The organism is Bradyrhizobium nanningense (assembly GCF_004114535.1).
Classification (GTDB): Bacteria; Pseudomonadota; Alphaproteobacteria; order Rhizobiales; family Xanthobacteraceae; genus Bradyrhizobium; species Bradyrhizobium nanningense.
The window spans coordinates 359,235-371,736 of record NZ_LBJC01000014.1; the positions used below are offsets into that span (position 1 = coordinate 359,235).

Annotated in this window: 10 protein-coding genes and 1 pseudogene; 10 read left to right on the plus strand and 1 reads right to left on the minus strand. The window is 63.2% G+C overall.

Features of this window, described 5'->3' with window-relative positions:
- Positions 1–24: 24 nt before the first annotated feature.
- Together XH84_RS09710 and XH84_RS09715 are read left to right on the plus strand one after the other, a co-directional pair.
- Positions 25–993 (plus strand): AraC family transcriptional regulator, encoded by a 969-nt coding sequence (locus XH84_RS09710; protein WP_128922037.1) that lies wholly within the window; start codon positions 25–27, stop codon positions 991–993.
- Between the two features lie 168 nt (positions 994–1,161).
- Positions 1,162–2,889, plus strand: a complete 1,728-nt coding sequence (locus tag XH84_RS09715) for an outer membrane protein (protein WP_164936587.1) — start codon at positions 1,162–1,164, stop codon at positions 2,887–2,889.
- Positions 2,890–2,921: 32 nt separating this feature from the next.
- Here the strand turns inward: XH84_RS09715 and XH84_RS09720 are convergent, their stop codons facing one another.
- On the minus strand, positions 2,922–3,440 hold the full coding sequence (locus tag XH84_RS09720) for a DUF2231 domain-containing protein (RefSeq protein WP_128922035.1): 519 nt from the start codon (positions 3,438–3,440) through the stop codon (positions 2,922–2,924).
- 554 nt (positions 3,441–3,994) lie between these two features.
- Here XH84_RS09720 and tolQ point away from each other — a divergent pair.
- The 8 genes and pseudogenes from tolQ to XH84_RS09760 all read left to right on the plus strand — a co-directional run.
- On the plus strand, positions 3,995–4,711 hold the full coding sequence (gene tolQ, locus XH84_RS09725; RefSeq protein ID WP_018641591.1) for a protein TolQ: 717 nt from the start codon (positions 3,995–3,997) through the stop codon (positions 4,709–4,711).
- Positions 4,712–4,754: 43 nt separating this feature from the next.
- Positions 4,755–5,204: a protein TolR gene (gene tolR / locus XH84_RS09730; protein WP_128922034.1), complete on the plus strand. Its 450-nt coding sequence runs from the start codon at positions 4,755–4,757 to the stop codon at positions 5,202–5,204.
- Between the two features lie 3 nt (positions 5,205–5,207).
- Positions 5,208–6,167 carry a protein TolA gene (locus XH84_RS09735; RefSeq protein WP_128922033.1) on the plus strand — a complete coding sequence of 320 codons (960 nt, stop codon included), beginning with the start codon at positions 5,208–5,210 and terminating at the stop codon, positions 6,165–6,167.
- 41 nt (positions 6,168–6,208) lie between these two features.
- Entirely contained in the window at positions 6,209–7,555 is a 1,347-nt protein-coding gene (tolB, locus tag XH84_RS09740; RefSeq protein WP_164936621.1) for a Tol-Pal system beta propeller repeat protein TolB, read from the plus strand.
- Between the two features lie 239 nt (positions 7,556–7,794).
- Entirely contained in the window at positions 7,795–10,128 is a 2,334-nt protein-coding gene (locus XH84_RS09745; protein WP_128922031.1) for a putative bifunctional diguanylate cyclase/phosphodiesterase, read from the plus strand.
- A gap of 152 nt (positions 10,129–10,280) precedes the next feature.
- Positions 10,281–11,009 (plus strand): N-acyl amino acid synthase FeeM domain-containing protein, encoded by a 729-nt coding sequence (locus tag XH84_RS09750; protein ID WP_128922030.1) that lies wholly within the window; start codon positions 10,281–10,283, stop codon positions 11,007–11,009.
- A gap of 277 nt (positions 11,010–11,286) precedes the next feature.
- A complete protein-coding gene (pal, locus tag XH84_RS09755; RefSeq protein WP_018641585.1) occupies positions 11,287–11,775 on the plus strand; it encodes a peptidoglycan-associated lipoprotein Pal in 489 nt (162 codons plus the stop codon).
- Positions 11,776–11,990: 215 nt separating this feature from the next.
- Positions 11,991–12,502: pseudogene (locus XH84_RS09760) on the plus strand (tol-pal system protein YbgF); the annotation flags it as partial.

Here is a 12,502-nt window from a genome sequence, read left to right on the forward strand (position 1 = left end):
CTCCCGCGAATTTCCCTTTTGTGAATGTCCCAGCCCCAACATCTATCGCTCGACACCGCCATGCTGCCCGAGCGCGACCGGCTTGCTGTTTGGCGCGAAGTCTATGGCCGCCTGCTGTTCAACATCGAGATCGATCCGATCCGGGGTTTCCCTTTTGAGGCGAGAACCGAGTTGTACCGCCTGCCTGCGGCGGGATTGTCCTCGGGCTGGCGCACGCCGGCGCATTTCCGCATCTCGCGCCGGCTGCTCGCGACGGCCTCCGACAACATCGTCCTCGCGGTGGTGCTGCGCGGCCGCGCCGAGGCCTCCCAGCTCGGGCGTGAGCTGGAAGTGCCGCAAGGCGGTGCGGTGCTGATGACGACCTGTGACGTCGGCCGTCACACGCTACTCGATCGCGGCCGTCATCTCAGCGTGCAACTACCCCGGCAGGCCCTTGCACCCCTTGTCCGCAATGTCGAGGACCGATTGCTGCAACCGATCGATCCAGGCGCGCCGGCGCTGAAGCTGCTGCGTGGCTATGTCCTCGGTGCCATGACGATGGGTGAATCGGCCCGCGCGGAGATGCAGCGGCTGGCCGCGCAGCATCTGCGCGATCTCATCGCCTTGATCTGCGGCGTGCGTGAGGACGACGTTGCCGCCCAAGGCGATGGTCCACGGGCGGCGCGCCTGAAGCTTGCCAAGCTCGCCATCAAATCGCGGCTCGGACACGGCGATCTATCGGCAGAAAGCATCGGCGCCCTGCAGCAGGTCTCTGCCGACTATATCAGGAAGCTTTTCCGCGACGAAGGCACGTCCTTCCACGACTTCGTGCTGGAGGAGCGGCTGGCGCAAGTGCATGCCAGTCTCGCCGATCCTCTCAAGGCGCATGAAAGCATTGCCCGTCTCGCGCTCGCTGCGGGCTTCGGCGACATCTCATATTTCAATCGCTGCTTCCGTCGCCGCTTCGGCCTGTCTCCGTCGGAACGCCGCAAGGCATATCCGTCGGCCGAATAGAAGCGATCACCCGATATTCGCTTGTGGCAAATGCGCAACAGCGCGCCAAATAGCGCGCCGAGTCGCACCCAGTCCCACGCGCAAGTCTCATCCCCTCCAAGTCGCGCCTGCCTCGTCCCTGTACAGCTCCAATGCGGCTCTTGCGGCCCGCCTCGGAATGGGAATGCAATGACACGACTTCTGCGTCTATCCCCGCCTGCAATTGCTGGATTGCTGGTCGTTTCGGCGGCCAATGCGGCCGATCTGCCGGTCAAGGCACCTATCTTCAAGACGCCCGCGGCGGTCGAAGCCTGGGGCGGTCTCTACGTCGGCGCCAGCCTCGGATTTCGCGCGAGCGAATCCAGCGTCGACGTCCGTTCGGCAACCGACACGACCGCGCCGGCGGTGCTGCAAAACATGTTCGTCGCAGCCGATTGTTTCGCGGGTCTTCCTTGTGTGACGGGACGATCCTTCAACGGCACCGCGTTCCGCGTCGGTCCTTATCTCGGATACAACTGGCAGATCGGACGAACCGTGCTCGGCCTGGAAGGCGATGCTGCCTACGCCGATCAGACCACGACGATCTTCGGCGCCGCCTACCCGGCAACGCCATTCAACGGCGGGGCCTCGACATCCAATTCTTTTGCGCTGAAGACGACATGGGATGCGAGCATTCGCGGCCGTGCCGGCTATCTGATTGATCCCGCCGTGCTGCTGTATGGAACGGCCGGTCCATCCTGGATCCATGTCCAGACCACGTCGAACTGCAGCACACTCGTGAGCGCCGATGGCCGCTGTGTACCCGGCGTTGGACTTGCGCCGGCGAGCATAAGCAACAGCCGGACCCAGCTTGGGTACACGGTCGGCGGCGGCATCGAGGCGATGCTGTGGCCAAACTGGGTTGCCCGGGCCGAGTATCGTTTTGCCGACTATGGACATTTCTCCAACACCGACGTCCGGACCGCGGCAACGGGGGGGCAGACGGTCAGCTATGACACGTTCCTGAAGACCCACACGGCGACGTTCGGCCTGGCCTACAAGCTCGGCACGGCCAATGCGACCGGCGCGACGGCGCTGGCCGCCTATGCGGCGGCGCCCTCGACCGCGTCGTGGAACGGCGCCTATCTCGGCGTTGGCGCCGGCATTCGCGCCAGCCAAGCAAGTTCGAGCATCGATGCGGCCTCGTTTACGACGGCCGGCTTTCCGCCGATCAATCTCCTCAACGGGTGCGGCGATTGCTTCCGCAGCGACCAGTTTCACACGACTGCTGCACGGATCAGCCCCTATCTCGGATACAATTGGCAGATCGATCCGAAATGGCTGCTGGGCGTCGAAGGCGATTTCGGCTGGGCCGATCGCCAGAGTTCGGTTTTCGGCCGGTATCTCCCGGGGGGCATCGTGGGGGGAAGCGGCGGTCTGAACGATAGCTACAGCCTCCGCACCAAATGGGACGCGAGCATCCGCGCGCGCGTCGGCTACATCATCAATCCCGCTTTCCTCGCCTATCTCACCGGCGGTGCCGCCTGGACCAGCCTGGAGCAGACGTCCAATTGCGACACGGCACTGAAGCCGCTGTTTACGGCGCCGGGCTTCGTTGCGTCAGAAGTCGGAAATTGTACGCCCGGCCTGCTGTCGCCCGCCGTCATCAGGCAATCCACCGTCCGAACCGGTTTTACGGTCGGCGGCGGCGGCGAGATGAAGCTCACGGAAAGCTGGATCCTGCGCGGCGAGTATCGCTATGCCGACTTCGGGACGGCCCGTTTCTCGCAAACCCGCGATTGCAACGGCAGCGCCACGATCAACGATCCCGCTTTCGGAGTGCAGACGGTGTTTTGCTCCGGAACTCAGTCGACGACCAATTCCGTACGGTTGCAGAGCCACACCGCCACGTTCGGCATCGCTTACCGATTCAACTGAGCGCGCAAAATAGCGCTGGTAGTCTCCGCTGCTCAGGCGGCGCGGCGGTGGCTCTCGCCGCCATGCTGGGGCGTGACGGGCTCCGAGCTGGTCTGGCCCGGCGCATCCAGCACCGCGACGTGATGGCGGTAGACCATCTCCCAGCCCTTCCATCCCGTGAACAGGAGGATGCCGACGACGATCAGGGAGAGCACCACGCCCCAGGGCTTGATGGCTGCCTCCGCGCCTTGCGCGTAACGCAGGTAGAAATTGACCAGGGCGAGCACGACCGCGGCGAGATTGCCGACCATGTGGTACCAGGCATCGTTGAGACGACGGATGCGGGGCTCGCTGAGGAAGTCGGTAAAGCCGGCCGCGGCTGCAACGAGCGCCATCACGATGCCGGCGCCGATCAGCCACATCGCGGCCCTGGCCCAGAAATTGTCGCCGGTTCCGATGAAGGCCAGATCAGCGATGGGCGCGCCGACCAGACATGCCACGGGGAAGGGGATGAGCATGGGGTGAAGCGGGTGATCGCCGATGGCGGCGGTCGTCTTGGGGTTGATGGTCATGGCAACCTCGCGAAAAGTGATTTTCTGAATAATTTTCCGCGGACGGCGTGGTTCCTCGGACAACGCGACCGGGGAGGGGAGTGGAACTTTCGTGCCCCGAACGCAATGCAGCGCCCCTTGGGGATGCGTTACAGAGCCGGGGCCCATTTCTCCAGCTAGAGCCTGCGGCTTCTGGGTCCCGGCTCGCACCGCAACGCAAGAGCGTTGCGGCGCGTCCGGGACGCGCCTCCCAACCGCTTGCGCGGCCTACCTTTCCCGCGGGCAAATTCGCCGCTGGTAACCTCGCATTAACCAACGCCGGGCTCTGGTAAGGGCGGACAATCGCGCCCAAAGCCCGAAACCGAGGCTCGTCAAGGCCCGGGGCCAAAGGCCCATAGTTTTGACATCTTGGCAGGGAATGCAGACGGCCGGCTTTGGACGAGCCCCTGCACCCCAGAAAGACAAGGCTTTGAGCGGGCTTGCCGGCCGCGCCGGTCTAGCGCGGCTATTGGGGAACCGGCAGCCATTTGCTGGCCGGCACATCGGGTAACGATCGCCTTGAGAGGATACTGCTTATGAATCCGGCCGACGTGGCTCAGTCAGCCCTTCCGGTTGCCGCTTCCGCGGACGTGTCGCTGATCGCGCTGTTCTGGCAGGCTCACTGGATCGTGAAAGCAGTGATGCTGGGACTTCTGTCCTGCTCGGTCTGGGTCTGGGCGATTGCCATCGACAAGATCTTTCTGTTTGCCCGCACCCGTCGCTCGATGGACCGCTTCGAGCAGGCGTTCTGGTCCGGCGAATCGATCGAGGAGCTCTACCGCACGCTTTCGGCCAAGCCGACACACTCGATGGCGGCGTGCTTCGTGGCGGCGATGCGCGAGTGGAAGCGGTCCTTCGAGAGCCACGCCCGCTCGGTGGCGGGTCTGCAGATGCGCATCGACAAGGTCATGAACGTCTCGATCGCCCGCGAGGTCGAGCGGCTGGAACGCCGCCTGCTGGTGCTCGCGACCGTCGGCTCTGCCGGCCCCTTCGTCGGCCTGTTCGGCACGGTCTGGGGCATCATGTCGAGCTTCCAGTCGATCGCGGCGTCGAAAAATACCTCTCTGGCGGTGGTGGCGCCGGGCATCGCGGAGGCGCTGTTTGCGACCGCCGTCGGCCTTATCGCCGCCATTCCTGCCACTATCTTCTATAATAAGTTCACGTCCGAGGTGAACCGGCAGGCCCAGCGGCTCGAAGGCTTCGCCGATGAATTTTCCGCCATTCTGTCGCGTCAGATCGACGAGCGGGGTTGACGGACGGCATGTATAGTCTGAAGGGCAATTTGGGCACGCGATCATGGCGATGAACGTTGCGAGTTCGTCCGGCGGCGGCGGGCGCCGAGGCCGGCGCAAGCCCGTCGTGGCCGAGATCAACGTCACGCCGATGGTCGACGTGATGCTGGTGCTGCTCATCATCTTCATGGTGTCGGCGCCGATGCTCACGGTCGGCGTGCCGCTCGACCTGCCGCAGACCCAGGCCAAGAGCCTCGAAAACAACGACCAGAAGCCGATCCAGATGTCGGTCGACATCAAGGGCAAGGTGTTCATCAACGATTCCGAGATCGCGATCAACGAACTGATACCCAAGCTGAAGGCGATCACGGACGCGCGGGGCGGGCTCGAGGAGCGCATCTATCTGCGCGCTGACAAGAAGGCGGATTACGGCACGGTGGCCAAGGTGATGGGCCTGTTGTCCGGCGCCGGATTCAAGAAGCTCGCCCTCGTCACGGAAGCGGATCAGGGGTAAGCCGTGAAGGTGAACGTCGACAAGACACTCGTTGCGTCGATTGCCCTCCATGTCCTCGTGCTGGGATGGGGGCTCGTCACCTTCAGCAGCAAGGCCTACATCGCGCCGGAAGAGTCGCTTCCGGTCGACATCATCTCCACCGATCAGCTCGCCAAGATGATGGCCGGGCAGAAGACCGGCAAGAAGGAAGAGCCGAAGCCGAAGGTCGAGAAGATCGCGGAAGCGAAGTCCGAGGAAGACGCCGTCGGCAAGGTCACCGAGAAGAAAGAGCTGATCAAGACCAACTCGCAGCCGGAGCCGCCGCCAAAGCCGGTCGAGAAGCCGGTGGAGAAGAAGCCCGAGCCGCCGAAGCCCGTGGCCGAGGCGAAGCCGAAGGAAGAGCCGAAGCCGCAGGAAAAGAAGCCTGATCCGGCCAAGGAAGATCCGATCGCCGAACTGCAGAAGAAGCTGGACACCAAGAAGCCGCCGCCCAAGCCGGTGGAGCAGAAGGTCGCGGCGGTGCAGCCGCAGCAGCAGCCCAAGCCCAAGGAGCGCAGCTTCGATCCCGCGCAGATTCAGCGCGACCTCGACAAGCGCGCTGCGACCCGGCACGAACTCACTGGCTCCGCATTGAACGCATCGGCGGCGCTGGGATTGGCGACGGGAACTGCCGCCAACAACGTCGCGACCTGGCGCGGTGCATTCCAGGGCGCGGTCAAGCGCTGCTTCACGCCCACCTATAACGGCCAGGATGCCGATCAGTACGAGGCCGACATCGATATTCCCATGAAGATCGATGGATCGCTCGCCTCCGAGCCGATTGTCGTCGCGGTGCGAGGACCGTCGCGGTCGATCGCGCAGGCGGTGGCGGAGAGCGCCAAGCGCGCCATCGTGCAGTGTCAGGTCTACTCGTTCATGCCGAAGCAGCAGTACGAGAGCTGGAAGCTCATTCCGATGACTTTCGGCCTGAAAGATATGTTGTGACATCCGAACAAAAGAACTTTGCAATGAATGACGTCCGATCGATGAACCGCCGCCGCTTCATGACCCTGACCGGATCCACGCTCGCGATGCTCGGGGGCGGACAGGCCTTCGCGCAGGGCCAGCCGCGACTTCGTATCGATCCGACCGAGTTCCAGCCGATCCCGATCGCGATCACCAACTTCGTGCCGGGCTCGCCGTCCGACGGCGACGTCGGCAACGGCGTCACGCAGGTCATCACCAACAATCTGAAGCGCTCGGGCCTGTTCGCGCCGATCGATCAGGCCGCCTTCATCGAGCGCATCAACAACATCGACGTCGCGCCGCAATTCCAGAACTGGAAGACCCTCAACGCGCAGGCCCTCGTCACCGGCCGCATGACGCGCCAGCCCGATGGCCGGCTGAAGGCTGAATTCCGCCTGTGGGACGTGATCTCCGGCCAGCAGCTCGCCGGCCAGCAATATTTCACCTCCCCGGAATATTGGCGCCGCATCGCCCACATCATCTCCGACCAGATCTACGAGCGGATGACCGGCGAGAAGGGCTATTTCGACAGCCGCGTGGTGTTCGTGGACGAAAGCGGCCCGAAGGAGCGCCGCGTCAAGCGGCTCGCGATGATGGACCAGGACGGCGCCAATGTGCGCTATCTGACCCGCGGCTCCGACCTCGTGCTGACGCCGCGCTTCTCGCCGAATTCGCAAGAGATCACCTATATGGAGTTCGGCCAGGGCGATCCGAAAGTCTATCTCTTCAACATCGAGACCGGCCAGCGCGAGATCGTCGGCAACTTCCCCGGCATGACCTTCGCGCCGCGCTTCTCCCCGGACGGCCAGCGCGTTATCATGAGCCTGCAGCAGGGCGGCAATTCCAACCTGTTCGTGATGGACCTGCGCTCGCGCTCGACCACGCGCCTCACCGACACGCCGGCGATCGACACCTCTCCGTCCTACTCGCCGGACGGAGCCCGCATCTGCTTCGAGTCCGATCGCGGCGGCCGATCGCAGATCTACGTGATGGCGGCGGGCGGAGGACAGGCACAGCGCATCTCCTTCTCCAAGGACGACACCAACGCCAGCTATTCGACACCGGTGTGGTCGCCGAAGGGCGATTACATCGCCTTCACCAGGCAAGGCGGCGGACAGTTCTCGATCGGCGTCATGAAGCCGGACGGCTCTGGCGAGCGGCTGCTGACCTCCGGCTTCCACAACGAAGGTCCGACCTTCTCGCCGAACGGCCGCGTGCTGATGTTCTTCCGCGATCCCGGCGGCAATGGCGGGCCCTCGCTGTACAGCGTCGACATCTCCGGCCGCAACGAGCTGAAGGTGCCGACGCCGGGCTTCGCCTCCGACCCGGCCTGGTCGCCGCTACTGTCCTCGACGGCAGGTCAATAGATCGCGCCTCTGGACGCGCGATGTTATCGAAAAAGCGCGCAGAGTTTGTCGCGATCGCTGCGCGAGGCAAGACTTCCTTCACCTTGTGCCCGGCAAGGTTTTCCTAGTTGCTTGATATTTAAGAGAAAATCGGTTCGCCGTTACCGAAAAACAACTCGACTTTAACGATGTTCCCTCAGAAAGGCTTCATCTGAAGTGGGTAAAAGTACGCGGCAAACAGGACGCGCGTACAAACACCAATGCAGTTCGCAAGCCAGAGCGGAGAGCCGGAGGACCAGGCCTCGCCGTCGATTTCGGCGGCGCTGACCGATTCGCTGTTCGAGGCTCCCGGAACGGTGCTGACCGGCATCGTGTTCTCGGCGTTCTCGGCCTCCTTGACGGCGCTCAAGACGGGACAGACGCTGCTTTGGGGATTTGTCCCGCTTCTCATTCTTGCGGGAGCGATCCGTGCCTTCGATTTGAGCCGGTACCAGGCCCAGAAATCGGCTCTGAGCGCAGAACAAGCGGAGCGGTGGCAAAAGCGCTACCAGATCGGAGCGCTCATCCAGGCCGCTGCGATCGGTCTATGGTGTTCGACGACCCTGTTGAGCAACGACGACGCCATCGCTCACATGATTGCCCTCTCGGTCACCACCGGAATCGTGGCGGGAGGAGCGGGGAGAGCTTACGGACGGCAGTGGATATTTCGTCTGCAAGCCACCCTGATATTCGGTCCCGCCGTGATCGCGCTGGCGCTCCACGGCACGCCCTATTACGTGGCGATGTCCGTCGTGTGCGCCGCGTTCCTCCTCTCGGTCATGCGACTCTCCGGCAACCTGCACAGGATATTCTTGCGCGCCGTTGTCGCACGCGAGCGCGAGGCCGCGCTCGCCGGCCAGTTCGACACGGCTCTCAACAACATGCCGCACGGCCTCTGCATGTTTCGCATCGACGGCCAGCTCGCAGTGATGAACCACCGCTTTGGCGCGATGATGAGCCTGCCCGACAATCTCGCCCAGAGCAGCACGACTGCGCGCGACATCATCGCCGCGTGCGTCGAAGCGGGATCGATTTCGGCCGCCAGCGGCGAGGCGATCATCGCCGACATCGAAACCGGGCAGGCGCAGGAAATCATCACCACCGATCCCGATCCGCAAAGGAATCGTTCGCTGTCGTGGACCGTCCAACCGATGGCTGATGGCGGTGCGGTCTTGCTGCTCGAGGACATCACGGAGCGCCGCAACGCTGAGGCCAGGATCAGCCATCTGGCCCGCTACGACGATCTCACGGCGCTGCCGAACCGAGTCAATTTTCGCGACGAGATCGAGCGTTTGCTCGCAGTCGCGCGGCATTCGGAACATCTGTCGGCTCTGCTCTTCGTCGATCTTGACCAATTCAAGCAAGTCAACGATACGCTGGGTCATCCCTGCGGTGATCAGCTTCTGTGCGCGGTCGCCAACCGCCTGCGCGAGATGCTGCGCCCCGAGGATTTCGTCGCCCGCTTCGGCGGCGACGAGTTCGTCGTGTTCCAGCAGAACATCTCTTCGTCCGAGGACGCCGCGGCGCTTGCGCGCCGTATCGTCGAGCGGCTGAGCGAGCGCTATCGTATTCACAATCATCTGGTCGAGATCGGCGCCAGCGTCGGCATCGCGCTGACCTCCCCGGGCGACGTCAGCGCCGACACGCTGCTCAAGAATGCCGACATGGCGCTCTATCGCGCCAAGGCCGACGGCCGCGGCACCTTCTGCTTCTTCCGCGACGAGATGGCGGCGACCGTCGAGGCGCGCCGCATTCTCGAACTCGATCTGCGCAAGGCGCTCGCCAACGAGGAATTCGAGCTGTTCTATCAGCCGCTGGTCAATCTGAAGTCCGGCAAGATCACCACCTGCGAGGCGCTGCTGCGCTGGAATCATCCGGTGCGCGGCACGGTCTCGCCGGTCGACATCATCCCGGTCGCCGAGGACATGGGCCTGATCGTCGATCTCGGCCGCTGGATCCTGCGCCGCGCCTGCATGGAATGCATGAAGTGGCCGGAGAGCGTCAGCGTCGCCGTCAACTTCTCGCCGCAACAATTCCACCAGCGCGACGTGCTGAGCGAAATCCGCTACGCGCTCGAGGTCTCGGGGCTTCCGGCGCATCGGCTGGAAATCGAGATCACCGAGTCCTCGCTGCTGCGCAATACCCAGCTCACGCACGACATCCTGTCGCAATTGCATGCCCTCGGCGTTCGCATTTCGCTCGATGATTTCGGCACCGGCTATTCCAGCCTCAGCTACCTGCACAACTTCCCGATGCAGAAGGTGAAGATCGACCGCTCCTTCCTCGAAGGCATCGACTCGGACCGTCCGCTGACATTGTTGCGAGGCGTGGCGCGCCTGTCCGCCGACCTCGGCATGTCGGTCGTGGTCGAAGGAATAGAGTCCAACGAGCAACTCGAGCTCATCAATGCCGATGGCACGGTGACCGAAGCCCAGGGATACCTGTTCAGCCGGCCCGTTCCGGCCGTGCGCATTCGTCAGTTGCTCAATGCCTCCTACGGCGTTCGCGGCGGCAAGGACCAGCTGGTTGCGATATCGGGGCGATCGATCGCCTGATTTTCCTCTCGATCTTCATCCAGGTCATGTTTTCCCGGGCTTCTACGGAGGCAAAGGGGTTAACCCTAACGTTTCTAACGCTTTGCATTTTGATTAAGAAACTATTAATCTCGACCTACTCGCAGAAGTTGCTCGGAGCGTAGAGGTTGTTGATGAAGTCCGGGGCCGAACCGCAGACGGCGCTTCTTCCACGCGGAGCCGCCCTGTTTGAGCGTGTCGATTATCGGCTCATTGAAACGCCGGAGGACGAGGATCGCCTTCATCTGATGCGGTATCGCGCCTATTTGCAGGCCGGATTGATCCCGCCGTCAGAGTCGCGGCGGGTGACAGATCGTTTCGACGACGCGCCCAATGTCTGGAATTTCGGCGTCTACGTCGACGACGAACTCTGCAGCTCCGTTCGCATCCACGTTCTGACGTCCGAATGGCGGATGTCCTACACCACGGAGGTGTTCGGCGACGTCCTGCATCCTCGCCTGGATCGGGGCGAGGTTTTTGTCGATCCGTGTCGATTCGTTGCCGATCCGGAGATGCAACAGCGGTTCCCGGAATTGCCTTATCTGACTGTCCGGCTTCCCTTCGTTGCCTGCGAGCATTTCAATGCCGATGTCGGACTCTCGATGGTACGGACCGATCATCAGGCGTTCTACCGCCGCGTGTTCCTATCCGAGACTCTCACCGAGCCGCGTTCGTTTCCGGGCTGGCCGACGAAGAAGGCCGTGCTCATGGCCTCGGATTATCCCAAGGTCCGGGAAAAGATCCTGACTCGTTTTCCGATCATGCGTTCGAGCGCGTTCGAGCGGCGGATGCTGTTTCAACGTGGCAGCGTCCGCACCGCAACGTCTCGTCCGGTCCTTGTCGCAAGTACGGCGCAAGCCTAAGTCCGGCGCCAATCCTGCTTCCCACCGGCTCGTAGCGACGGTTTCGCCGAGAACACGGCCCAAAATTCCGGCCAAAATCGGCGTTTTGCTGACTGGCCCGACTTGCTTTCACCCTCGCGCCACATTTACAACCCATTAACCATGATGGGTGCTTTTCGCTGGTTGGGGGCATTTGATCGGCTGAGATAAGGTTCCGTCAAGGTTGACGGAACGTTCGCTTAACCAACCCCCTGTAAACCGGACAGCAGTGGACGAACGTGAGCGTGGAGGCTCCGGAATGAAACATCCTATGCGTATCCTCCAGGGATTGAAGCTGGCCGCAGTGCTCGCCGTCGCGCTGTCGATGGGCGCCTGCGCCAACAAGAATGCTGCGACGGATGCGATGGCCAATGCGGCGACGCCAGGCAGTCAGCAGGACTTCGTGGTGAACGTGGGCGACCGCGTGTTCTTCGAAAGCGACCAGACCGATCTGACCCCGCAGGCGATCGTGACCCTGGAGAAGCAGGCGCAGTGGCTCCAGACCTATCCGCGCTACTCCTTCACCATCGAAGGTCATGCCGACGAGCGCGGCACCCGCGAATATAACATCGCGCTCGGCGCCCGCCGCGCCCAGTCGGTGCGTTCGTTCCTCGCCTCGCGCGGCATCGATCCGAACCGCATGCGCACGATCTCCTACGGCAAGGAACGGCCGGTCGCCGTCTGTAACGACATCTCCTGCTGGTCGCAGAACCGTCGCGCCGTCACCGTGCTGAACGCGAGCTCGTGACGCCGAGATATTGACGCCGAGATACTGACACTCAGTCAGGCGCCGTTCATCTTCAGAAACCGATTATGCCGGCGCCCTCTCGGGCGCCGGTTTCGTTTCAGCATTCTGTGACAGAATCCCCGTGGTGCCAGACACATTTTTGGCGTACTCCCCTTCAATGTGTGGCGCGTCGCATGTTCCGTCGCAGGCCATTTCGCTTTCGTCGTCAGGGCAAGATGTCATCCAGATTTAAGGTCTTTACCGGCACCGTGGCCTTCGCCGCGCTGCTCCTCTTGTGCTGCACGCCCGTCTTCGCCCAGACCGATGATGATCCCGAGATGCGGATCGAGCGGCTGGAGAACCAGCTGCGCCAGCTCACCGGCCAGAACGAGGAGCTGCAATACCGCAACCGCCAGCTCGAAGAGCGGCTGCGGGCGCTCGAGGGCGGCGCGCAGGTCGCGCCCGGCCAGGCGCCGGTCCAGCCTAACGTCGCCGCTGTTCCGCCCGCGCAGGTCGCGCCGGTCCATCGGCCGCAGCAGCCGGCCCAGCCTAATTACGAGCAGCCGCAGATCGCGTCTCCCGCTCCGATCATTCAGGAGCAGCCACAGCCAGGTGCCCCCGGCAGAAGCCGCCGCGGCGATGCGTTCGATCCGAACCAGAACCCGAATGCGCCCGGCGCGCCGCGCGCGCTCGGCGGCGGGCAGCAGCCGGTGCCGGCGGGCAGTCCGGTCGGAGCGCCCGGCGGCCG